At 63.6% G+C, this 24,908-nt stretch carries 16 protein-coding genes; 6 read left to right on the forward strand and 10 right to left on the reverse strand.

Going from position 1 to position 24,908, the window contains the following annotated elements:
* Nucleotides 1-16 precede the first annotated feature (16 nt).
* The 3 genes from CHB97_RS20985 to CHB97_RS20995 form a co-directional block, all read right to left on the reverse strand.
* On the reverse strand, nt 17-1,756 hold the full coding sequence (locus CHB97_RS20985) for a ShlB/FhaC/HecB family hemolysin secretion/activation protein (RefSeq protein ID WP_089289970.1): 1,740 nt from the start codon (nt 1,754-1,756) through the stop codon (nt 17-19).
* Between the two features lie 536 nt (nt 1,757-2,292).
* Nucleotides 2,293-3,390 (reverse strand): alpha-hydroxy acid oxidase, encoded by a 1,098-nt coding sequence (locus CHB97_RS20990; protein WP_089289971.1) that lies wholly within the window; start codon nt 3,388-3,390, stop codon nt 2,293-2,295.
* Nucleotides 3,391-3,551: 161 nt separating this feature from the next.
* Nucleotides 3,552-5,159 (reverse strand): FAD-binding oxidoreductase, encoded by a 1,608-nt coding sequence (locus CHB97_RS20995; RefSeq protein WP_200820051.1) that lies wholly within the window; start codon nt 5,157-5,159, stop codon nt 3,552-3,554.
* Nucleotides 5,160-5,288: 129 nt separating this feature from the next.
* Between CHB97_RS20995 and CHB97_RS21000 the strand changes: the two genes are divergently transcribed.
* The 4 genes from CHB97_RS21000 to CHB97_RS21015 are packed head-to-tail and all read left to right on the forward strand — an operon-like array spanning nt 5,289 to nt 9,455.
* Nucleotides 5,289-6,971, forward strand: coding sequence for an alpha/beta hydrolase (locus tag CHB97_RS21000; protein ID WP_160106105.1), 1,683 nt, complete (start codon nt 5,289-5,291; stop codon nt 6,969-6,971).
* A 6-nt stretch (nt 6,972-6,977) separates the two neighbouring features.
* Nucleotides 6,978-7,892 (forward strand): VOC family protein, encoded by a 915-nt coding sequence (locus CHB97_RS21005; RefSeq protein WP_089289973.1) that lies wholly within the window; start codon nt 6,978-6,980, stop codon nt 7,890-7,892.
* A complete protein-coding gene (locus CHB97_RS21010) occupies nt 7,892-9,127 on the forward strand; it encodes an MFS transporter (protein WP_089289974.1) in 1,236 nt (411 codons plus the stop codon). The genes CHB97_RS21005 and CHB97_RS21010 overlap by 1 nt, the downstream gene beginning before the upstream one ends.
* 19 nt (nt 9,128-9,146) lie before the next feature.
* Nucleotides 9,147-9,455, forward strand: coding sequence for an REDY-like protein HapK (locus CHB97_RS21015; protein WP_089289975.1), 309 nt, complete (start codon nt 9,147-9,149; stop codon nt 9,453-9,455).
* A gap of 62 nt (nt 9,456-9,517) precedes the next feature.
* Here CHB97_RS21015 and CHB97_RS21020 read toward each other — a convergent pair whose 3' ends face one another.
* Nucleotides 9,518-10,885 (reverse strand): MmgE/PrpD family protein, encoded by a 1,368-nt coding sequence (locus tag CHB97_RS21020; RefSeq protein WP_200820052.1) that lies wholly within the window; start codon nt 10,883-10,885, stop codon nt 9,518-9,520.
* Nucleotides 10,886-10,988: 103 nt separating this feature from the next.
* On the opposite strand from CHB97_RS21020, the gene CHB97_RS21025 reads away from it, so the two are divergent.
* Both CHB97_RS21025 and CHB97_RS21030 read left to right on the forward strand, forming a co-directional pair.
* Entirely contained in the window at nt 10,989-12,383 is a 1,395-nt protein-coding gene (locus tag CHB97_RS21025) for an FAD-dependent oxidoreductase (RefSeq protein WP_089289977.1), read from the forward strand.
* Nucleotides 12,384-12,559: 176 nt separating this feature from the next.
* A complete protein-coding gene (locus tag CHB97_RS21030; protein WP_089289978.1) occupies nt 12,560-13,408 on the forward strand; it encodes an SDR family NAD(P)-dependent oxidoreductase in 849 nt (282 codons plus the stop codon).
* Between the two features lie 36 nt (nt 13,409-13,444).
* On the opposite strand, the gene CHB97_RS21035 is transcribed toward CHB97_RS21030, so the two are convergent.
* From CHB97_RS21035 to CHB97_RS26995, 6 genes are all read right to left on the reverse strand, one after another.
* Complete coding sequence (locus CHB97_RS21035; protein WP_089289979.1) at nt 13,445-14,242, reverse strand: GntR family transcriptional regulator; 798 nt, start codon at nt 14,240-14,242, stop codon at nt 13,445-13,447.
* Nucleotides 14,243-14,333: 91 nt separating this feature from the next.
* A complete protein-coding gene (locus tag CHB97_RS21040) occupies nt 14,334-15,248 on the reverse strand; it encodes a polysaccharide deacetylase family protein (RefSeq protein WP_089289980.1) in 915 nt (304 codons plus the stop codon).
* Nucleotides 15,245-16,201, reverse strand: coding sequence for a polysaccharide deacetylase family protein (locus CHB97_RS21045; protein ID WP_089289981.1), 957 nt, complete (start codon nt 16,199-16,201; stop codon nt 15,245-15,247). The genes CHB97_RS21040 and CHB97_RS21045 overlap by 4 nt, the downstream gene beginning before the upstream one ends.
* A gap of 53 nt (nt 16,202-16,254) precedes the next feature.
* On the reverse strand, nt 16,255-16,947 hold the full coding sequence (locus CHB97_RS21050) for an isochorismatase family protein (protein ID WP_244559645.1): 693 nt from the start codon (nt 16,945-16,947) through the stop codon (nt 16,255-16,257).
* 249 nt (nt 16,948-17,196) lie between these two features.
* Nucleotides 17,197-17,910: a cupin domain-containing protein gene (locus CHB97_RS21060; protein WP_089289983.1), complete on the reverse strand. Its 714-nt coding sequence runs from the start codon at nt 17,908-17,910 to the stop codon at nt 17,197-17,199.
* Between the two features lie 116 nt (nt 17,911-18,026).
* The gene (locus CHB97_RS26995) at nt 18,027-24,833 is read right to left on the reverse strand and encodes an Ig-like domain-containing protein (RefSeq protein WP_160106107.1); all 6,807 of its coding nucleotides are present in this window, start codon (nt 24,831-24,833) and stop codon (nt 18,027-18,029) included.
* Nucleotides 24,834-24,908 lie beyond the last annotated feature (75 nt).

The following is a 24,908-nucleotide window of genomic DNA, read 5'->3' on the forward strand; positions in this document are numbered from 1 at the left end:
GATATTTCCCAATCCCTTAATAATGCGCGGTCAGGCTGAAAAAGACGCGGGTGGGCTTGCCCTTCTCGGTCGCCACATCCAGGTTCAGCGGTTTGTTGACTTCCAGCGTCGCAAACAGATTTTCGTGCAGATTGGCCCGCACGCCACCACCGGCAGAGGCCAGGGTGACATGGCCGGACGGCCTGGTGTTCGACAGGCTCCAGACCTGCCCGCCATCATAGAAGGCGTAGAACTGCACACCCTGCGGCAGGATCGCCAGGGCAGGGGAGTAGCGCAGCTCCAGCGAGCCGGCCCAGCCATTATCGCCGGAAATCTCCCCTTCGTTATAGGCGCGACCAAAATTGGGGCCGCCGAGGGCGATTTCCTCCGACGCCAGCAGCGGCGTCTTGGTGAACTGGCTGGTCAGCGTTGCCAAAACGCTGAAATTATTGGGCAATTGCTGCACGCGTGTCAGGTCGGCCGTGACCTTCAGATATTCGGTATGGCCCGCCGCGCGTGAGGCCAGCGGCGCCTTATGGTCGGTCGCCCCCAGCACATCCAGCCCCTGGTGCAGCGTGATGCGGGCGGCGGTGATGCCATCCCAGCTGTCCGTCCTGTCATAGGAAAGGCCGGCGCGCAGAATGCGCAGCCGGTCTTCGTTGAAGGCCTTGTCAGACAAGTCGGTCTTGACGTTGCGATACTCGAACTCCCCCACCAGCCGCAGATTTTCCAACCGGGAACGGATCAGCGGATAGGCGATGGTGGCCACCTCGGCCACCACTTCGCTGTCAATTTCCAGCGGCTTCAACTCCCGCCCCGGCGAGGAACTGGCATAGGAGGAGACAAGGCCAACCGTCAGCCCATTGCTGCCCAGGGTAGCCTGATAATTGCCCGCCACCGTCCAGGACCGGCGAGCCGGGGTGGACATCTTGGCGGTCAACCCCACCCGGTCGGCATGGCTGGCAATGGAATTGGCGCTGACGGATGCAATCAGCTCCGAACTGCCAAGATAGGGGGAGTTGCGGTTATCGTAGGTCAGCGACGCATCGATCAGCTTGCGTTCCGCCTTCACCACAATGACAGAGCCGCCCAGCACCGTGGGGGACGGTTCCAGACTGCCGCGAACCGTCATGCCTGGCAGGTCGTTGGCCAGCAGCAGACGGCGTTCGATGGCGGCGATGTTGATGGGCTTGATGCCGCGCAAGGGCTCCAGCAGCCGCTCCACCGTGTCCCGTGCCGGGCCGATATCATCGGCATAAACGATATCCGAGATGGAGCCTTCCACCACGTTGATGCGGAAACTGCCATCCTCGATCGTCTGCTCCGGCACGATCACCCGGCTGGTCACATAGCCGGCATTGCGATAGCGAAGTTCGATCTCATTGGCGACGGTGAACAGGTCGCGCACCGTCACTTCCTTGCCGATCAGCGCGGCATAGAGCGGGCGCAGTGATTCGGTGTCGAAGGCCGTATTGCCCTCCACCAGCACGCTGTTCAGGACCAGTTTGAAGTTTTCCGCTCCGGCAGGGGCTTCGGCGGCAGAGGCGCGGGGCACCGCGATGGCCTGTCCAGGGGCCGATGGCGTGGGCAGGACTGGCTGTGGCAGCCCACGCCCCGGCTCCGCCCCCGATGGAAGGGTCGGCTGAACCTGCTGGGCCTGCGCCGGCAGGGTCGCCGCCGACAATGTCAAGAAAAGTGCTGCCGTTTCCAGGGCGATGACGGACGCTCCTTTACGATACCGCCGCCCCAGGAGCGTGCGTTCAGCAATTTTCTTCATCTTTCCCCACCCAGGCCCGGCACTTCCGGATCAACGTTAATACATTAATAGTAGTAGTAACCCCTTCAGGCACCATACGTGCACGACGCCAACAGGGCAACTAAATGATACTATGCTGAAGGTCGTATTGTTGACCCTTTCGCACAGATCGGCGATTTCCAATGAAGAAATGGGAGAATGTAAAATATAAACTTCAACCGAATTCGTAAGTATGCAAATTTTTATCTAATTAATGGCAAGAAGGTGAAGAATTTTCAGGAGTTTTTTCCGATTTATTCTGATTGAAAAACAAATAAATAAGGAAATATTCTACACCCATTTTGGGGTCTTGATATTAATCGACGCCGGCCGAGCAAGAGGCAATCGCAGAAAAATGCAATATTTACGTTGGGGTTCTCCCACGTCTGCTTATTTTTTTAGCCACCATCTACATGGTTAAATTTTTGCTGCCACCGTTGGTGAACCGGCATCAGGAGGATGCCAGTGAGGCGATATAGAATTTTTCAGACGGGCAGCGGGAAACAGCTCAGATTTACTTATGCAACAAGCACGGAACCGTCGATGGCGTTGACATCCCGGCAGCCGGTCAGCGCCATCGCCAGTTCCAGTTCCGCCCGCAGGATGCGGATGACATGGGCCACGCCCGGCGCCCCGGCCGCCGCCAGGGCGAAGATATAGGGCCGGCCGATCAACACCGCCTGCGCGCCCAGTGCAAGGGCGCGCAGTACATCGGTGCCCCGGCGGATGCCGCCATCCATCAGGATGGGCAGCTGTCCGCCCACCGCCGCCGCGATGGGCGGCAACAGGTCGATGCTGGCCGGCATCCCGTCCAGCGTCCGCCCGCCATGGTTGGAGACGATCAGCCCATCCATCCCTGCCGATGCCGCCTGTCTGGCATCATCCGGGTGGGTGATGCCCTTCAGGATGATGGGCAGGCGGGTCAGCCCGCGCAGCCAGGCCAGATCCTCCCAGCGGGGGGCCATTTCCAACAGTGGGTTGCCGAACAGCAGCGCCCCCGGCGGCCCCGCCGGGGGTTGGCGCATCCCCTGCAGGTTGACCGGGCCGATGCCGGGCGGCAGGGCGAAGCCGGCGCGCTGTTCCCGGTTGCGCACCCCGTTCACCGGGGCATCCACCGTCACCACCAGCGCCCGATAGCCGGCCTGTTCCGCCCGGCGCACCAGATCGGCGGTGAATTCCCGGTCAGGCTGGATATAAAGCTGGAACCAAAGCGGTGCCTGGGCGCGGGCGGCGATATCTTCCAGCCGCACGCTGGCCTGGGTGCTGACCACCATGGCGGTTTCCATGGCGCCAGCCGCTAGCACGGTGGCCAGTTCCCCCTCCGGATGCAGCAGCCGGTGAAAGGCGATGGGGGCCAGCAGGATCGGTGCCGCCAGATCCAGCCCCAGCAGGCGGGTGCGCGTGCTGCCGCCGCGCAGGTCGCGCAGCGCACGGGGGCAGAGGCGATGGCGGGCAAGGGCCGCCACATTCTCCCGCAGGGTCCATTCATCCCCCGCCCCGCCGGCAAAATAGGCCCAGGCGGCGGCACTCATCCGCGCCTGGGCCAGGGGCTCATAATCGCTGACGGCGGCCACATCGGGCGGGATGCTGGCCAGCGGCGGCAGTGGCGCGCTCATCGTCCGGCCCCCGCGATGATACGAACGGCCGGGCGCTGAGGGGCGGGGTATGAAGGACGTTTCTGCACGGGAACCACCACCGGATCGACAATACCGTCAGCTATAGGGGCTGGCCCCGGCATTGTCGATGCGGCGTGGTTCCTTTCAGGCCAGACGGCTTGTCACAGGCCCAGCACGCCGGGGTTCAACCGGCGATCCGGGTCCAGCGTGCGCTTGACCTGTTCCAGCAGGGTGCGGCTGGCGGCATCGCGGCTGTCATAATAGGGATAGGTACGGCCGATCTGGAAATGGCCCAACCCGTTGCGGGCGAACAGGGCCAGCAGGCGCTGGCGGGACTTCTCCACCACAGCGGCGGCTTCCGCATTGGGCGGATTCACCGGCAGCTTGGCCATATGCCCCTGTTCAACATAGGCATGATGGACCGGCAGCATGGCATCGGGCCAATAAAAGGTGGGTTCGATCAAGATGGCATTGGTGGACATGCCACTGAACAGGAAGGCATTTTCCACCCCATGCGCATCCAGCTCCGCGCGCATGGAGTCGAATTCCGCCTCAATAGCCTGGAAAATCTCATGGGCGCGGGACAGCGGCACCAGACAATGGATCGGCACCCAGCGTTCGCCATTGGGGCCGACCATGGAATTCAGCGCCATGAAAGGCTGGGCGCGCATGACTTTCGGGATGGTATTTTCCACCTCCACCCCGTTGCAGGCGGCGGCAATGCGCCGCGCCTCAGCCAGATCGTCGGCCACCCCGGCGGCCGAGCGGCCTTCGCACACCACATGCAAGGCGAAATCGCCATCATCAATGAAGCTGCGGCCGGCAAGCGCGATCTTCGCTGCCTCCTTCATGCCTTTCAGCAGCGATCCCTGCTTGCCGACGACATTCTTCAGCGCCCCCAGATCGGCGGAAAGCGAGGCGCGCTTCAGCCGGATGCGGGTCAGCCGCGGATCGAAACCGCACAGTTCGCTGGCAATACCGGCCTTGGTCATGCCGGTCAGGGCCGCGAACATGTCGGTATCGGTCTTGAAGGAGAAGGAGGCATAGGCCTCATGCTTGGGCAAGGGCATCAGCCGCAGGGTGATTTCCGCCTTGATGGCGAAGGCCCCGCAATCGCCATTGAACAGGCCGGCCATATCCGGGCCATAGAAGCGATAGAAGGGGCTGTCCCCATCGGCCCCGCGGGCACCGGTGCGCAGAATCTGCCCATCGGCCAGCACCGCCGTATAGGCCACCACGCTTTCCCCGCCCGTGCCATGGTGCCCGGCGCCAAAGAAGGCATTACCCTGGGACAGGCCACCGCCGATCGTGGAGATCAGGCCCGACAGCGGCCCCCAGAAGGGCGTGCGCAGCCCCAGCGGGGCCAGCGTTTCATACAGCGTCTTCCAGGTGCAGCCGGCCTGCACCGTCACCACCATATCCTCGGCCCGCACGGCCAGCACCTTGTCCATGCGGGAAAGGTCGAGCGAGACGCTGTTGGGCGATTGCGGCAAATAGCCCTTGGTGTAGCTCATCCCGCCGCCGCGCGGCACGCAATCGAACCCGGCTTCCCGCGCCGCCACGATGGTGGCGGCCAGCTGGGCCGTGTCAGCGGGTGCGGCGATCAGGGCGGCGGCTTCGTTGCCACGGCTATAGATATCCTGGGAAAAAAGCTCGCGCGCTGGATCGGCCCGGCGCACATTGTCGGCGCCGACGATGGCGGCCAGCCGCGTTGCCAGAGCGTCACTGCCCGTCGGCGGGGTGGGGATAGGGGGGGAAACCATGTTCATTGACCCGGACCTTCTGTTTCGCTGCTTTTTGTATTGATCTATTTATATACCTATATACCATATTTCCAACAGAAAGCCGTGCGGCAAAAACAACGGCAGCAAAAATCGGACGGAACAGGAGTGCAGGGTGTGGCGGAACCACAAATCTGTAAAGCCTATGTCGCAGTTGCCGGCGGGCAGGTACATTACCGCCGCGCGGGTTCCGGCCCGCCGCTGGTGTTGTTGCATGACAGCCCGCGTTCATCCCTGCTGCATCTAGACCTGATCCGCCATCTGGCGGACCGCTTTACGGTTTATGCGCTGGATACGCCGGGTTACGGGGAATCATCCCCGCTCAGCCCCCAGGGGCGGGCGCTGGCGGTGGCGGATTTCGCCGATGCGCTGGCGGCCACCGTCGCCGCCTTGGGGCTGGAGAAGGCGGGTTTCTACGGTTTCCATACCAGCTCCAAGATTCTGCTGGATTTCGCCGTCCGCCACCCGGAGAAGGTGGCGGTGGCCCTGCTGGATGGCCTGTCCATCGCCCCCGGCGGCGCGCCCGATCCCGCCTTCATTGATGCCTATATGCGCCCCTTCACGGTGGATGCGGATGGGTCTTTCCTGGCACGGGAATGGACGCGGGTGCGCGACACCTGGCGCTGGTTTCCCTGGTTTGCCACCCGCCCCGGCAACCGGATGCCCATTGCCCAGCCGCCGCTGACGGAAATCCATGATTATTTCCTGGATTATGCGATGGCCGGCCCGAACTATGCCGGGGCCTACCGGGCGGCCATGGAACATCAGCCACTGGATAATGTCCGCCGCAACACCGCCCCGACGCAGATTTTCGCCCGTGCGGATGATGTGCTGGTCGGTTGCCTGGACCTGTTGCCCAGCCCTGGCCCGGCTGCCCTGTCGGTGACGCGCCTGTCTGCCGACCGCCGGCAATGGATGGCCCATATCAAGGACCAGTTCGAAAGCTGTCGCGCCGACATGCGGGCGGGCCCGGCCCCGGTGGTGGCCATTGGTGGCCCGTTCAGCCAGTATATCGACCTCCCCCATGGTCAGATGCGGGTGCGCTCCATCGCTGGCATCGGCCGGCCGATTCTGCTGCTGCATGATCTGCCCGGCGGTGCCGCGGCAGAGACTGGGCTGCAGACGGCTCTGGCGGCCGCTGGCCGGCCGGTTCATGCCCCCGACCTGCCGGGCTGCGGCCAATCCGACCCGCTGCCCGCAGCCACTGCAGACGCCTATGCCACGGCCCTGGACCAGGCGGTAAAGGTGCTGGAACTGGGGCCGTTCGATCTGGTGGCAAACGGGCTTTCCGTACCCCTGGCCCTGGCGCTGCTGCGCGGGGGCCTGCCGATCCGCCGCGCTGTGCTGGACGGGATGCCGCTGCTGGAACCGGAAGCCCGCGCCGGGATGCTGGATTATCTGGCGGCCCCGCTGACACTGGATCGGGCGGGGGCGCATGTGCTGCGCGGCTGGCACGCGCTGCGCGATGCAGCGGCCAGCTTCCCGGCGCAGGACGGCGGCATCCATGCCGTGCGCTGTGACAGTCTGGCGCTGGACGGGCAATCACTGTTCTCACGTCTGCTGGACATGCTGAAGCAGCCCACGCACCAGGGCGATGCCCTGCGGGCCGCCTTTGATCATGATGCGGCTGTCCGTCTGGCGGATGTGCCGATGCCCATCCTGTTGCCGGACGTGGCGGGCGACCCGCTTTATGCACAGGTGCCGGCGGCGGCGCGGATGCTGGCCCAGGCCAATATCCAGCCGCGTCCGGCGGATATAACCGCGCGCGCCGCCCTTTTCCTTTCCTTCCTGGCCGGGTGAAACCTGATGACAGAATCCTTCGACCGTCACGGACGGATCAAGTGCGGCACCATTGCCACGCCGGTCTTCGATGCCTCGCTCGCCGATTACCGCGACCTGCTGGGGCTGGAACTGCTGGAACTGGGACAGGTTTCCGCCGATCTGGCCGCCAGCTGGGGCGCCCCCGCCGTGGCCGGTGCCCGCACCGCCCTGCTGCGCCCGACCAGCGGCAATGGCTGTTATTACCGGCTGGTGGAGGTTGCCCCGACGCCGGATTACCGGCCGGCCCGCTCCTATGGTTGGGTTGCCTATGAAATCACCGTGGAAGATGTCTTCGCCCTGCATGAACGGCTGAAGGACAGCGGCTTCACCATCATCGGCCCGCCCAAGCTGGTGGAAGGGTTCAGCAATTTCATCCCCATGCAGGCTATCGGCCAGGGCGGGGAGATCGTCTATCTCAATCAGGTGCTGAAATCGATGAGCGACCTGGACCTACCCATGGCCGGGTCCGGTGTGGACACGATCTTCATCGCCATCCTGGCGACCTCTGACATCAAGGCATCGCTGGCCTTCCAGGTGGAAAAACTGGGCTTTGCCGAGGGCGGCACCTACAACATCCCCTATAGCGTCATCAACAATGCCTTTGGCCTGCCGGCTGACAACCGCACCACCATCACCATGACCAAGGTGGACCGGCTGCCGGTGGCGGAGATCGACCTTTACCCCGCCGGCACCATCACCCGCCCCCGGCCGGACGGTGGCCTGCCCCCCGGCAATGCGGTGCTGAGCTTCAATATCGATGACCTGGACAAGGTGACGGCCCCCCTTCTGTCGCCACCGGCCTGGCGTGACGGGCCGCTTTATGCGGGTCGCCGGGTGGCCACGGTGCTGGGGCCGGATGGCGAGATTTTTGAACTGATCGAAACAGGGAAGGGCGTGTGATGCGTGATGCCGGTAAAGGGGAATTTTCCCGCGCCTGGACGGTACTGCTGGCGGCCCTGGTGGCCACCATGTGCGGCGCCTCGCCCGTTCCCTTCAACACGATCGGTTCGTTTCTGAAGCCGCTTTCGGCGGAATTTGGCTGGAATCCCGGCCAAATCATGATCGGCATCATGTGCTATGGCCTGTCCGGCTGTGTCATGGCGCCCGTCATCGGGGCGCTGGCGGATAAGTACGGGGCCCGGCGTGTCGGCATGTTGTCGCTGCTCGGCTTCGGCCTGGCCTTTGCCAGTGTCGGGCTGGTGAGCAGCCTGCCGATGTTTTATGCTCTGTATCTGCTGGTCGGGCTGCTGGGGATCGGTTCCACGCCGATCACCTGGTCGCGCGCCGTCAATCTCTGGTTCGTGCAGAACCGGGGGCTGGCTCTGGGCATCATGCTGCTGGGCACCGGTGTGGCCGGTTTCATCCTGCCCAGCCTGACCGTCTATCTGATTAATCATACTGGCTGGCGGTGGGCCTATGGCTTGATCGCCCTGTTGCCGCTGCTGGTGGCCCTGCCCATCGTCATCGCCTTCATGCGCGAACCCAAGCCGGGGGAGGTGCCGACCGCCGATGCCGGTACCAGCACGAAGACGGGCTTCACCCTGGCGGCGGCGCTGCGTGACAGGCGTTTCTGGATCATGGCCGTCTCCTTCATACTGGTCTCCATCGCCTATGGCGGGTTCCATACCAACCTGCAGAACATGATCCGCCTGAAGGGGATCAGCGACGGCACCGGTGCCCTGATCGCTGGCTGCGTTGGCCTATCCATCATTGTTGGCCGGGTTGGTACCGGCCTGCTGGTGGACCGGTTCTGGGCCCCGCTGGTGGCACTGCCGCTCTTGTCCATGCCGGCTTTGGCCTGCGGCATCTTCATCACCGATGCGCCGCCTTTGGCGCTGATCGTGCTGGCAGCCGTCATGCTGGGTTTCGCGGCCGGGGCGGAAACCGACCTGATCGCCTATCTGGCCGGGCGCTATTTCGGCATGGCCTACTATGGCCGCATCTATGGAATGCTCTATGCCGCCTTTGCCGGTGGGTCCGCCATTTCCCCGCCGCTCTATGGTTATGTGGTCGCTACCCATGGCAATTACACGCCGATCCTGATCGCATCGGCGGTGATGTTTGTCGTCGGTGCGATCCTGTTGATGCTGCTGGGTCGCTACCCCACCAGTTTCCCCATCGTTAAGTCAGCCTGACAGAAAGAAAGGATATTCCATGTCCAGCCGCATCGTCGCCCTGTTCAACCTGAAGCCGGGTGTGAGCGTTGAACAATATGAAGCCTGGGCGAAGGAAAAGGATCTGCCGGTGGTCAATGGCCTGAAGTCCATTGACAGCTTCGAGGTGTTTCGCGTCACCGGCTCCCTGACGGGCGGTGCCGCACCCTATCAATATGTGGAAATCATCGATATCGCCGACATGGAAGGTTTCGGTCAGGATATCGCCACAGAGAAGATGCAGGCCATCGCGGCCGAGTTCCAGGCCCTGGCCGACGTGGTGTTCCTGACCACGGACAAGCTGGGCTGATCTTTGCTGATTATCCTTCAGTGAAAAGGGGCGGTGCCGTAGGGCGCCGCCCCTTTTCCATGTCAGCCCTCCAGCGCCGTCCATATGGCCGCAGCGGCGTCCGTCTCTTCCGCCAGCCTGTCGAACAGGGCTTCCACCTTCTCGTGCCGACCGACGGCACCGCCAAATTCCAGGCAGCGCCGGGCCTTTTCCAGATGTTCCTGGCGGGACAACGGCCAGGTGGGGGCGCCAAACTGGGCCGTCACATCCACCGACACTTCGCGCCCATCCACCAGCGTGGCAATGGCGCGGGCCGGCACAAAGGCGGCGGGATCGGGATTGCCATCATCCTCCACCACGATCCGCCGGGCGATATCGGCAATATCGGGATCGTTCAGCCGTTCCGGCCCGAAATCGGCCAGTCCCACCGTGCCCCGCGTCAGCACCACCCCGCCCAGATAGGCAAAGCACAGCCGTGCATAGGCCGGCGCCATCTCCGCCTTGGGCGGTCGGCCGACCAGCCGGGCGATCAGTGGTGGGGCACGATAGGTGAGCTTTTTCAGGTTGATGGCTGTCACCCCCTGTTCGCGCATCAGCATCTGGGTGGCGACGATGGCGCCGTGGGCGGCGCGACCGGTGGGGAAGGGCTTCCAGCTCACCTCCTCAATCCGGTGGGGGCCTTTCAAACCATCCAGCAGCCGGTTGATATCATGGCCTGTCTCAAACAGCGCCAGATAGCCAAACGGCCCATCGATGGAGCCCAGTGGCCCCGGAAGCCCGGCCATTGCCAGATCGACCGCCTGCAGGGCAGAGCGGGCGGCCCCAGCGATCTGCAAGGGCAGGGTGGGTTTGCCTTCCACATGCGCCTGCATGGTGCCGGACGCATAGGCGAGCGCATAGCCGAAGGCATTCAGCGTCACCTCTTTCGACAGGCCGCGCAGATTGGCGATGGCGGCGACACAGCCGAAAATGCCGGCCGTGGCCGGGCGGAAGAATTTCAGCGGTGTCGTCACCGCCATGCCCAGCCCGGCCACGACATCAACCCCCGCCACCAGGGCGGTCAGGAACCGTTGCCCATCATAGGGGCCGCTGCGGTCGGCTTCGGCCAGCAGGGCGGATGCGACCGTGGCCAACGGATGGGCCACCGCCGGTTCATGCACACAATCAAATTCCTGGGAATGGATTTGAAAAGCATTGATGAAGGCCGCATGGGGGGCCGGCAGGCGCAGGCCCGGCCGGCCCAGCACCCGCCCGCCGCCATCGGCCCCCGGCTCTCCCCACAGGCGGGCGGCTTTCAGCACGTCATCAGCATGGGCCGCCTTCGCGCCAGCCACGCCGACACACAGGCTGTCATGCAGGAAGGTGGCTGCCATGGTGCGGGTTTGCGCGGGCAGATCGGCCCAGCGCTGCGACAGGACATGATCGACAAGGATTTCAGCGGCGTTGGGCAAGGCGGAAACTCCTGGAGCGGATGCGAATTCCGGTTCAAACCTACATAATGGTATGTCATTATACCATTCAAAATCCAGATCCGGGTAATGATAGGGAAGCAGCATGTCGGTGATTTTGACCCGTGACACGCCTTTTGAGGCGACCGTCCCCCTGTTGGTCGTGGGCGGTGGTGCCTGTGGCCTGACGGCGGCGCTGGCCGCCCGTGACGAGGGGGTCGAGGTCGTGGTGCTGGAACGTGATCCCCTGCCGCAGGGCAGCACCTCTATGTCACTGGGCGCGCTCTGCGCCTCCGGCTCCGCTGAGCAGAAGCGCCATGGCGTGGAGGATGGCGAAGAACGCTTCTTCCAGGATGTCATGGCAAAGACCCATGGCACGGCCGACCCGCTGCTGGCCCGTGTGGTGGGGGCGGAATCCGGCCCGGCGCTGGATTGGCTGGCCGAACGGCATGGGGTGGAACTGGTGCTGGAAACCGGCTGGAAGCCCGCCTTCGGCCATAGCGTGATGCGGATGCATGTCACCCCCGGCCGCACCGGGGCCGACCTGATGGAACGGCTGGTGGCCGCGTGCGAACGGGCGGGGGCCGATATCCTGACCGATGCCCATGTCACCGCGCTTTATGCCGAGGGGGAGCGGGTGACCGGCGTGCGCCTGCAGCGCCCCGATGGCAGCACGGAGGATATCGGCTGTGACGCGCTGGTGTTGGCCAGCTGCGGCTTTGGCGGCAATCACCAGATGGTGGCAGAAAACATCCCCTCCATGGCCCATGCCCGCTATTTCGGCTGGGAAGGCAACCAGGGCGACGCCATCCTGTGGGGCAAGGCGCTGGGGGCCGGTCTGGGCGATATGGATGCCTATCAGGGCCTGGGCCTGTTGGCCGATCCGCAGGGGATCGACGTCAATCCCCGCCTGCTGATCGAAGGCGGGGTCCAGGTCAACCAGCGGGGCGAGCGTTTCGGGCATGAGCTGGAGGATGTCTCCGGCGCCGGTGCCCGCGTCATCGCCCAGCCGGGTGGTGTGGCCTGGGTGATCTATGACGACCGCATCCACCAGAACTGCAAGGAACTGCCGCAATATAAGGTGCTATCGGGCCTGGGTGGCATCCGCTCTGCCCCCGATATCGAAGGGCTGGCGGCACAGGCCGGCATCGATCCGGCGGGGCTGGCGCGTACCATGGCGGAGGTGGCCGGGTTCGTCGCCAGCGGGGAGCAGGATGGCTTTGGCCGCGCCTTCCCCGGCCCGGCGCTGGCCTCCCCCTTCTACGCCGCCCGCGTCACCGGGGCGCTATTCCACACCCAGGGCGGGTTGCTGGTGGATGAGAATGCCCAGGTCCGCCGGGCGGATGGCGGCCTGCTGCCCAATCTCTATGCCGGCGGCGGTGCCGCCCGCTCCATCAGCGGCCCCGGCCCGTCCGGCTATCTGCCGGGGGCAGGGCTGTGCATGGCCGTAACGCTGGGCCGGCTGGCCGGGCGGGCGGCGGGGCGGGCGGTGAAGGGGTGAGGGAAGTCACACTCCGGTAAACATGTTTTGAACCGTCATTCCCGCGAAGGCGGGAATCCATAATCCGTTCTGTCGTTTGGATTCCCGCCTTCGCGGGAATGACGGTGGTGGGGTTAGCCCCCACCCGACTAAAAAACCACCATCCATCCCCCCAAAAAACAGGGAGACTTCACATCATGTCGCAGAACACAGGCCGCTTTGCCGGCAAGGTTGCCGTGGTCACCGGGTCCGGTCGCCGGGCCGGGTTGGGTGAGGCGATTGCCCGCCGGCTGGCAGCTGACGGGGCCAGCATCGTACTGTCCGATATCGGTCGTTCCGCCGATGCCGCCACGCCCGACAGCATGATCGGTGGCATGTCGGAAATGCAGGCCCTGGCCGCCGACATTGCCGCCAGCACCGGATCGCGGGTGGAAACCTTCGTCTGCGATGTGCGCAAGATCGACTCTATGCGCGCCATGGCGGCCTTCGCGGTAGAGAAGCTGGGCGGGCTGGATTTCTGGATCAACAATGCCGGCATCGGCTACATCATGAAGCCGCTGCTGGACCTGGAGGTCGAGGAATGGCAGGCGGTCATTGATGTGAACCTGACCGGCTGTTTCAACGGCATCAAGGCGGCGGCTGAAATCATGGTGCCGGCGGCCAAGGGCGGGCGCATCATCAATATCGCCAGCCAGGCCGCCAAGTCGGGCTTCCCGTTCGCCGCCGGCTATTGTTCCTCCAAACATGGTCTGGTCGGGCTGGTGCGCTCCACCGCCATTGAGCTGGGGCGCCACAAGATCACCGTCAACAATGTCTGCCCCAACCATGTCACCACCGGGCTGGGCGCCTGGCAGAATGAATATTTCTCCAAGCAGCTTGGCATGACGATGGAGCAATATCTGGATGCCATGAAGGGCCGCATTCCCATGGGCCGCCCCGGTGTGCCGGCGGATACGGCCAATGCGGTGGCCTTCCTCTGCTCTGACGAGGCTGTCTATATCACCGCTGAAAGCATGAATGTCTCCGGTGGTGAGGAACCGCACTGATCAGGCTGGAAGAGTAAGCGGGGGGAACACCCCCGCTTACCCTTCCGATTTCCAGGCGCTGCTGCCGCCCTTGCGGTTGGAGCGCATATGGTATTTGAACCGGTCGGGCCGGTAATGGGCGTAGAGCAACTGCACCGCCCGGCCTGACTTGTCCCGCATCACCCGTTCAATGCGCAGCAACGGCGCGCCGGGGTCCAGTCCCAGATGGGCGGCCAACGGCGGCTCGGCCGCCACAGCGGTGATCCATTGTTCCGCCTCGTGTGCGGCGGCGCCGATCCGTTCCAGCAGCACCAGGGTGGGGGTGGTTTCCATATCCTGCCGGCTGATCCGGGCCGCTATATCGGCCGGCATATACTGCACCAGATAGGAAAAGGGCTCGCCCGATAATTTGCGCAGGCGCACCGCGCGCTGCACCGGGCTGCCCGGCTCAATATCCAGCAGATCGGCGACGATGCTGGAGGCCGGGCCATCGCTGGTCTCCAGTATCTCCACTTCCGTTTCCAGGCCCAGGGTCTTCAGGCTTTCGATCAAATTGTCGAAACTGCCATGGACCTGGGGCAGGGCAGCCGATGCCGTCACCACCGTGCCGCGCCCGCGATGCCGGCTGACCAGATCATGGGCCGCCAGTTCATTCAGCGCGCGCTTCACGGTGATGCGGGAGACATCGAACAGCTTGGCGAGTTCCTGCTCACCGGGAATGACCGAATTGGCCGGAAATTCCCCGGTCCTGATCTTCTCCCGCAGCACGAGGAAGATCTGGTGGTAAAGCGGGGTCGGGGCGGAATGATCCAACTGGTCCGGGCTCAGTCCTGTATGGGTATTGGGCTGGTCCATCGATCTCCGCCGGCTCGCCTGTTTTAGGGTTGATATTTCAGCTATATCGGATCGCGCCGTCGCGCAAGCCTGCCTGATAGGTCATTGACAATCAGACGATTGTCAATGCGGGCGGCTGCACACAGCCGCAACCGGGCCGGGCAAGCACGCCGGCCAGACTGTCGCCCAGCGGCTTGATGCGATAGGGCAGACCGCTGACATAGGGGCGGATGGTCAGCGTCAGCAGGCGCGGGCTCTGCATCCGCGCCGCCTCGTCCAGCAGCCAGTCGGCGGCATCGCCCACCTGCGCCACCCATTCATGTTCAGGCCGGGAATAGCTGATCAGGATTTGCCAGTCATCCAGCTCGTTGGACAGCGGCAGCGCCGTCAGATCGCCCGACTCCGTGGCAAAACGGGTGGGCAGATCATCATGCGCCCAATCGGCAAACCAGCGCAGGCCGGCAGCGGCCAGCCGGGCCGGGGTATGGAAACCCTCCGCACGGGCCGGGCTGATCCAGCCGGTGGGGCGCTGGCCGCTGGCTGTTTCAATGGCGGACAGCGTGTCGGCGATGTAACGGTTTTCCACCTCCGCCGACAGGCCGGAATGGTGCAGCGCATCGGTGTCCCAGCCATGGGCGCAGATATCATGCCCCGCCGCCACCACGTCGCGCACCAGTTGCGGGTAACGCTCGGCCACCGCCCCCTGCACGGCGAAGGTGGCCTTCACGCCCAGCTTGGCGAACAGCTTCAGCAGGCGATAGGCGCCGACCCGGTTGCCATAATCGCGCGTCGTGTAATGGCGCAGGTCGGGATAGGGTGTCTGCATCGCGCCCGGTGCCTTGAAGGGCTGGCCGGACGGGTTAAGCGGGAAGAATTCCAGCGGCACCACCACCCACAGGCCCAGCTTCAACCCGCCCGGCAGGGCGATGGGCTGGCGGTCGGGCAGGGGGGCTGCCGGGTAATGGGCATGGTCCGGCCCGGCCTTGCGCTGCGGATAAACCAGATAGCTGTCGGGAAGGGTGCTCATGCCGCATCTCCTGCGGGATTGAAGCCGGTGCCGGGCCGGGCGCAGCCGCGCGCCTGGATATCGGCCAGGGACTGGTCGTAATGGTTGGCGAGGTAGAATTCGGCGATTTCCTTCGCCGTCGTCACCCAGATATCATCGCGGTGGCTGGTGATGTAGCGCAGCGCTTCGCGGAACGGCCCCATCCGGTGCGGATGCCCCACCAGATAGGCGTGCAGAGGGATGCACATCACCGTGCCCGTCTCCGCGCCTTCTTCCAGCAACTGGTCGAAATGGCGCATCAGCGCGTCGGCATAGGCGCGCGGGCTCTGATGATAGACGCCGTAGGTAATGACGTCGTTGACTTCCAGGCTATAGGGCATGGAGATCAGGCGGTTCTTGCCCTTCACCTTCATCGGCTGGGGCTGGTCATCCTGGAACAGGTCGCAACTGTACCAGAATTCATATTCCGCCAGCAGATCCATGGTGCGTTCGGTATGGGTCAGCGCCGGGGCCAGATAGCCGCGGATACGCTGGCCTGTGGCATCCAGCACCGATTTGATGCTGTCCTCGATAACCGCGCGTTCCTGCGCCTCGGTCATATTATAGGAATAGCGGGTGTTATAGATGCCGTGGCTGAAGAATTCCCAGTTCCGGTCCACGCAGGCCTGAATGATTTCCGGGTGATGGTCCAGCATGGCGCAGGACAGGCTGATGGACCCGCGCACGCCGCATTCGTCCATCGCCTCCATCAACCGCCAATGGCCGACCCGGTTGCCCCAGTCGCGCGCGGAATAGGGCACCACATCCGGGTGCGGCCGGCCCCAGGGCTTGCGCGACGGGTTGATGGGCGGGTCCAGCTCGTAAAACTCAATATTGGGGGCGACCCAGAAGGCCAGCTTCTTTTCCCCCGGCCAGACAATCTTGGGCCGGTCCTGATAGGGCCAGAAATCATAGAGATTGGGATCGCGGTGCATGGGCTTGGTTTCCCGGAAGGATGCGATATCGATAAGGAATGCCTGCGGGGCGGTTACTTGCCTGCCAGGGCTGCCAGGTGCGCTTCTACCTCCGCCACGCCCACCACATCGGCATATTTCAGCAGCAGGTCGGTCAGGTTGGCGAAATGGTAGCTTTCATGCTTATCGGCGACGCATTCCTCCGGCACGATGGTGCGATAGCCGCGCGACAGGCTGTCCACCGCCGTGGCGCGCACACAGCCGGACGTGCTGCCGCCGGTCACCACCACCGTGTCGATCTTGTGCCAGACCAGATAGGATTGCAGCGGCGTTTCATGGAAGGCGGACGGCATCCGCTTGTCATAAACAAGGTCCACCGCCGCATTGATCTCCACCCGTGGATCGAAGGCGTGGCGCTCACTGTCCTTGCGGATGTTCTGCAGGCTGTCGGGCGTGTTGGTGCGCGTCCCCCAGATGCCGGCGTCGCCACCATCCGCCTTATAACACACGCGCGTCCAGACCACCGGCATCCCCAGTGCGCGGGCAGCGGCACTGATGCGGTTGACATGGGCGATCTGGTCCGGATCGGTGACATAGGCCGAAACCGGGAACAGGTCGGGCCTGGTATAGGCCTGCTGGAAATCCACATTCACAATGGCCAGCCGCTGGCCAAAGCCGAACTTGGCCCGCGTCGGGTTTGCCTTGACCCGTTCATAGATTTCGCGGGCCGTCTTTTCCTCACGCACCATGGTCGATTCAAAACGCATCGCCAGACCCTTTCAGCGCCCCCTGTTGGGCAGATAGATGGTATATCTTTATACCATGCTAATCCATCAACCCGGGGGCGCTCAACCCCTTATATGCCTGTTCCCGCTGATCGCAGGCGATCAGCGGGCCTCAGTCGCCGGCGCCCACCTCCGTGGGCTTGGCTACGCCGCATGGGCGGCGCGGCGGCAGTCGCCGCCGTACCTGTTGGCGATGAACGCCAACAGGTATCGTCGGGGCAGGGTGAAAGATCAGGCCGGGCGATAGATCGCATAGACCTTGGCCACATGTTCCCGGCTTTCCCAAGAACAGTCGGCCCCCTGCTCCACCAGGAAGACAGCGCCCTGATGAAAAGTACCTTCCCGCCCGGCCCCATCCACGAAGGTAACGCTGCCGGCCAGCAGGTGCATCAACTCATAATGGCGATAGAACATCGACCGGCGGTGATAGGGCGTGCTGTCCCAGACGCCGCACATGAAGGTGCCGCTGGCGGATTTATAGCTGGTATGGTTACGGCAGGATGGGGTGGGGGAGATCAACAGTTCAGCCAGCGGCGCGCCGGATGGTTCCAGCGCCGCATCATGGTCGATGGCCAGGGGCTGGTCGGCTCCCGCTCCACCCGGCTCGGCACAGCGCATGATGATCGCCTGCGCCCCAGCGGTGGAAGAATAGTGGAAATCCCGCCCGCGCGGGATGACGGCGCTGGCATCGGCCGCCAACACGATGCTGGCATTTGCGGCGCTGATCGTCAGATCGCCCTGCAGCAGGATGATGAACTCATCCCCCGCCTGTGCGGCCACCACCCCGGCACCCGCTGCCAGTGACAGGGCAGCAACGGAGACAGGACCGGGGGCGAGATCCAGCGCCACACGGGCTTGCAGATAACCGCCGGGTGCAAGGGTGGCCAGCGCCTCCCCGGCGAAACGGCGCAGATCGATGAAGCTGAGAACCCGGCTATCCTGCATCTTTGTCTCCCTGACAATATGGCAAGGTGCCAGGATAGTCGGCAGCCATCACCCCCCGGCACCGTTCAGAGGCCGGGGCATGGCATCATCTGCCGCCGCCGGGTGGCCTTGCGGCATCAAACCAGCCATACCCCATCATCGGCGGCCATGATGCTGCGCCCTTCGCGCAGGCCCCAGTTCAGATAATGCGACAGCGGATCGATATCGGCCGCCGCCACATCGGGATTGTCGGCCAGATAGCGGCTGGTATCCAGCCAATGCGACGGGTCATGCCCCTGTTTCCAGCCCGCTGCCAGATAATGCTGATAGCCGGTCTTATAGGTGCCATCCGCCACCGCCTGGCGTGCGTCGGCATAGGTCGACAGATACCAGCTTTCATCGAACAGGGCGTTGGGATCACGTCCTTCCTGCTGGCCATAGCGTAGATAATGTTCCAACGCGCTGCTCAGCCGGCCGGCATCAACGGCCGCTGCCACATCGGGGTTCTGCGCCCGATAGAAGGCGGCGTCGAAACCCAGCCGGTCGGGATTGACCGCCGCCATGTCCAGCACACCGGACGGGTTGCGCCCCTCCTGCCAGCCATAGGTCTGGTAATGGGCAAAGCTGGTGCTGATCAGCCCGGCCTTGATGGCGGCATCGACATCCGGATTCTGCGCCCGGTACCATAATTCATTGAACAGGGCGTTGGGCCGCCGGCCCTCTGCGGCACCATAAAGGGCATAATGCTGTTCGGCGCTGACCACGGCACCGCTGGCAATGACGAAGTCCACATCCGGATAATGTGAAAGATAAAAATCTGTATCGAAGGAAAGGCCGCGCAGGCTTTCCATCGGTCGGTCCGGCATATTGACCAGCATCACCCGGTCATCGAAGCGCAGAATCTCCACATTGCGGATAATATCGCTGCCCTGGCTGGCATGGGTAAGGGACAGGCTGCCATCGGCCAAGCGGGTGATGGTCACCTCAGCAAAGCGGGCATCCACCCGCACGACATCGATACCCTCACCCCCATCCAGCGTATCATGGCCCGTACCGCCGGACAGGCTGTCATTGCCGATGCCGCCAAAGACACTGTCATTGCCGGCATCGCCATAAAGCAGATCGTCACCTCCGGCACTGCCGATCGTGTCATCCCCGCCGCCGCCGCGCAGCGTGTCATTATCAGCGCCCAGTATCATGGACTGGCGGCCCGCATCACCAACGGCGAAGGTGGCACCCGCCCCGCCGCCCACCGTGGCATCACCCACCAGCACGACATAATGCAGATTATCCAGCATCAGCATGGCCCCCGGCAGGGTGCGCGTATCCAGCAGCACGGCAGACTGGCCGTTGCTGCCGCCGGCCGATCCGGTGATGCTGATCGGCTGGCCGCCGCTGCTGCTGCCGGACAGGGTGATGCTGCGCAACGTGATGGGGGCACCTGCAGCGGCCTGGCTGAACATGCCACCGATATTGGCGTCACTGTTCAGGCCATCCAGTTGACCGGTGATGGAACGGCCAGTGGCATCGGGGGCCAACGGATCGACCGTGCCGCTGACGGTCAGCCCGACGCCCACCGGCACGGCGGCCGTCAACGGCACATTGCCCGCCCCGCCCGCCAGCGACAGGGTGGCAAAGGGCGATCCATCCGGCCGGGGGGCGATGGGATCAATCCGCAGGCTCTCCGTCAGCCGCCCTTCGCCATCCAGGCCGGGGGTGACGATGATGGAAACGCCATCCTGTTCCCGCACGGGCGGCAGGGCCGTCTGGTTGCTGACACTCAGCGTTGTTGCGGTGGCGGCATTGCCCACCGCATCGGCCAATTGCCCGGCCGCCCCATCATAGGAAAGGCTGACCACATCCCCGTTGAAGACAGGCAGGGCCAGGGTCAGCACCAGCCGGTCGCCCTCTCCGCTGCTGGCGGTGATGGCGCGGTTGATGCCATTGACGGTAAGCCTGAAGCCGGCAGCAGACGGGTTCACGATCGGCTCACTGAAAAGCAGCGACAGGCTGTTTCCATTCACCATCGCGGTGGACAGGCTGGGGGCCTGATTGTCCAGCCGATAGGTTTCAACAGTACCGGTCGGGTTGTCCGTCAGCCGGTTGCCGGCACTGTCCGTCACGTCGTGACCATTGGCCAAGGCCAGCCTGACAATCCCGTTCAGCCCCGCCAGATCGCCCCCGCTGACCGTCACGTCATAGCTGTTGCCGACGCCGGTATAGTCAATCGACTGAACAAGGGCCGCACTGCCCTGCACCGTCAGGTCACTGGCATCGAGATGCTGCACCGCCTCACTGAAACTGACACGGAAGATCAGCGTATCGGCATTGGTCACTTCCCGTGCCGGGCCGCTGCGGCTGATCCCGGTGATGCTGGGGGCGGTGCCATCCACGGTTATGGCCGCCAGACCGGTCACAGGACCGGTCAGCCCCGCCGCATCCTTCTGGCGCACCTGCACCAGATTATCGGCATAGGTGCCGGCCGCCAGCGTGAGGCTGGTACCTATGCCGCTGGTCCACTGGTTGCCGCCATCCAGGCTATATTCCCAGCCGCCAGCGTCTTCCAGCCCGCCCACCGTTATTGTGCCGTCCCTAGTAATGCGGTCGCTGGCAGAAATGCCGGTATCGGCTGCCAAGGTCAGCGTGGGGGCCGCCGGCGGGGTGCTGTCAATGGTGACACTGAAACCGCCAAGGCTGGCATTGGCGGCCACGGCCAGCCCCGTTTCATCCGTCACCTGTCCCGCCGCCAGGGCGATGGTATAGGTGCCATTATCCGCTTCATCCCAGGTGCCGCCGGGGGCGGTAATGGTATAGGTGGCGGTGCCGGTGGTGGCGTCCCACAGGGCGCCGGTCACCACCAAGGCGCCGCCGGGACCAGTGACCGTGACATCGTTGATATCGATGCTGCTGGCATTGATGCTGCCGTCACTGTCGCTGAAGCGGATGCTGAAACTGTAGCTGCCCGCCCCGGCCGCCACCTGATCCAGATCGGCGGCGACAAGCCCATTGGTCGTGGGCGGGGTGATGGTGGTGAAGTGATAGGCGGTGTTATCCACATTGGCCGCCACCGCGTTACCGGCCAGATCGTTAAGCGTGCCCGCCTGCCAGCGGATGGCAATCTGCTTGCCCACCGGCAGGTCGGCGCCGGGCCGGAAGGTCAGGCTGCTGCTGCCCCAGCCGGTGATGGCGGTATCGGTGACGGCAAGGGTTTCCAGCACTGTCCCGTCAGTGACATTGTAAAGCGTGAAACTGCCGCCAGTGCCCTGATACACCGGCTCGGCAAAGGTCAGAACGGGCGCGGCGTTCAGGGCGACACCGGTGGTCCCGTTACCGGGGGCCCCGCTGGACAGGGTGGGGGCCTGCTGGTCAATGGTGACGGCCGCCAGGGCGGCGGCGGGGCCGGTCAACCCTACCAAATCGATCTGGCGTACCTGCACCATGCCGGCGCTGTAGCTGCCCGCGCCCAGGGTGAAGCTGGTGCCGCTGCCGGTGGCCCAGTCGGTGCCGCCGTTAAGGCTATATTCCCAGGTGGCGCCATTTTCCAAGCCGGCAACCGTCACCCCGCCCAGGTTGCTGATGCCGTCACTGTTGCTCTGGCCGCTGTCACTGCTCAGCGTCAGCGTAGGGGCGAGGGGGGGCGTGGTATCCATCGCCACGCTGAAGCTGCCGACATGACTGTTGGCCGCCACGGCGGCCCCCTGATTATCCTTCACCTGGCCCGCCAGCAACGCGATGCTGTAGCTGCCATTATCCGCATCATCCCAGATGCCGCCGGGGGCGGCGATGCTGTAGGTGGCGGTGCCGGTGGTGGCATCCCAGATGGCGCCGGTCACCGTCAGCACCCCGCCGGGGCCGGTGACCGTCACATTGCCCGTGCCGATGCTGCTGGCATCGATACTGCCGTCGCTGTCGGTAAAGCGGACGGCGAAGCTGTGGCTGCCATTCCCGGCGGCAGCCTGCCCCAGATCAGCCGCTGTCACCTGTCCCAGCGTGGGCCGTTGGTTGGAATTGAAGTTGAAAAGCGTGTCACCACTGTTGCCGGCCAGCGCATTGCCGGCCCGGTCAATCGCCGCCGCCCCCGTCCAACGGACGGAAATCTGCTTGCCGGCGGGCAGCGCGTCGGTGGGGGTCAGCACCAATGCGGTACTGCCCCAGCCGGTGATGGCCGCGGCATCATAGGCGATGGTTTCCACCACCTGCCCATCCGTCATATTATAGAAGGTGAAGCTGCCGGCATTGCCGCGCTGCACGTTTTCCCCGAATGTCAGGGTCACCGCCCCGCCCGCCGCCGTGCCGGAAACGAAAAGCGGGGCGGTATTATCGACGATATAGCTTTCATTCGCGCCGGTCGGCGTGGCCACCAGCGCATTGCCAGCGGCATCGGCAAAGCCACTGCCAACAAAACTGATCGAGACGGCACCATTCAGCGCGGCGAGGTCGCCCCCGGTGAAGCTGAAATCATAGCTCAGCCCATTGCGGGTGGAACTGCTGAGCGTGGCGCTGGTGCCATTGATGGCAATATTGCCGGCCAGCCCATAGACCTCCTCGTTGAAGGTGACGCGGAAGGTCAGGCTGTCGGCATTGGTATAGTCACTGCTGGGCGTCACCCGCTGGATGGAGACCAGCGCGGGGGCGGTCATATCCACCGTGACAGCACCGCTGGACGTTCCCTGAACACTGATATTGCCGGCCGCATCGGTCTGGCGCACCAGGATGTGGCCAAACTCATAGCGGCCTTCATCCAGGGTAAAACTACTGCCACTGCCACTGCGCCAGTTCTGACCATTATCAACGCTATATGCCCAACTGGCCCCGCTTTCCAAGCCGGTGACATTCAGCGTGCCATTACTGGTAATCTGGTCATTGTTAAGGCGGCCGGTATCGCTGGCCAACTGCCAATGGGGGGCCGCAGGGGCCACCAGATCAACGCTGAAACCGGCCAGATTGCTGACCGCGGCCACGCCGTCGCCCGTATCATCCTTCACGCTGCCGGCCACCAGCGCGATGCTGTAACTGCCGCTGGTCGCGGCATTCCAGCCATTACTGCCGGGAACGGCCACCGTATAGGTGGCGGTGCGGCTGGCGGCATCCCAGGTGGCAGCGGTGACTGTCAGGCTGCTGTTATCCGGGGCGGTCACCGTGACATTGCCGCTGTCGATGCTGCTGGCATCGATGCTGCCGTCGCTGTCGGCATAGGTGACGGTGAAGCTGTAACTGGTTTCACCAGCATTGGCCGCCCCGATATCGCTGGTATGCGCTGTGGCGGTGGGGCGGCTATTGCTGGTGAAATTATAAAGCGTGACATCGCTGTTGGCGGGCGCGCTGTTGCCCGTCAGGTCTTTGACCGCCGTCGCGTCCCACAATATGGCATATTCCTTGCCGCCCAGCAGGGGGGTGTTGCCGCCATAATTGGGGTTGATACGGATGCTGGGGGTATTCCAGCCACTGATATCCAGGGAATTGGCGGCGATGGTTTTGAAGATCGTGCCGTCGGTGACATTATAAATGATGAAATTGCCGGTACCCGGCAGCACCTGTTCATGGAAGGTCAGGGTTGGGGTGGCGGCCAGGGACACTTTCGTCGCATTGTCGGCCGGGGCGGAGACGGCAACCAGATCGGGCGCCCTGGTATCGTTGATCCGGCTGAACACAGCGCCGGACAGGCTGAGATTGTCATAGCCGGTGCTGTTGGCCAGCATGATCCGCAGATCATAGCCCGGGGTGCTGTCCAGCCCCACAAACAGCACATTATAGACGCCGGTAAAGCCCATCGACACCTGGCCCGCCGTCAAGGCGCTGCCATCGCCCTGGCTGATGCTGCCGGGGGAAACCGGCAGGATGATCGTGTCATCATTGGTGAAGTCGCTGATCTGCACCGCGCCGGACGTTGAATCCGTCAGATCGAACGTGTCATTGCCGCTGCCGCCGGCCAACGTGTCGGTGCCGCCCATGCCCTTCAGCGTGTCGTTTCCCGCCACGCCACGCAGCAGATTATCAGCCTGATTGCCGATCAGCAGATCATTGCCGGACCCGCCATAGGCGGCTTCAATCAGATAGGCGCTATTGTTGTCATGAAGATAGGAGACAGCAATATTGCCCAGCGGCTTCACATTGATATTGCTGCTATCCAGGACAGCATATTGCCCGCCTAAATCCGACCAGTGGCCGGGGCGAAGATCAATCGACAGGTTGGTCGTATAGCTGCTGAAATTGAACGTATCGAACCCGCCGCCATCCCAGCGGGTCTGGAAAATCACATTGGCCGTCGGGTCGAATGTATAGGTGGTGTCGCCAATATTAGCGGTCAGGGCATTGGCATTGACGCCGTAAAGATATTGGATGGTGGCGATGTCCGCCAGCATCGGGGCGCTGGGATAGCTGCCATTATTGATGGAATAGCCGCCGCTGATCGGCCCGCCCATATAGCTGATATAGCTCATCACCGAAGTTTCGACGGAAACATCGGTGCTGCCGGGGAAACCGTTGATGGTCTCGCTGGGATGTTTCAGACCCAGCGCATGGCCCACCTCATGCAGGGCGGTGAAGAATGAATAGCTGCCTGTGGTGCTGAGGTCGCCGCCATTGATGGCGCTGCCAAGCTGGATGTCACCGGCCTGCAAGCTACCATCGGGAAATGCCACCGTGCGGGCAGTGACATTATCCGGGCTACGATACCAGTAGATGGAGATATCGGCCTGGGTCGGGTCCGCCACCTCCGTAAAGGAAAGGCCGGAAACAGCCGCCCAGCGGGCCAAGATGGCTTTGAAGGCCGTCTGTTCCGGCGAGCTGAGGGCGGTGAAGTAACTGCCATCCACCGCGTAACCGACAGATGCGGCGGTTGTGGGGAAGGCGATGCTCAGGCTGGTACCGTTCCATTTACGGCCATAGAGCAGGTTATCGATATAAGCAATGCCACTGGCGTCGGCGGCCGATGTCGTTGTCACGCTTCCCATCCCCATGATCGCGGCGCTACCATTTTCCATAAAGGAATATGGTGGTGCAAAATATCTTCATCTGAT

The sequence above is a fragment of the Azospirillum sp. RU38E genome (genome assembly GCF_900188385.1).
GTDB lineage: Bacteria > Pseudomonadota > Alphaproteobacteria > Azospirillales > Azospirillaceae > Niveispirillum.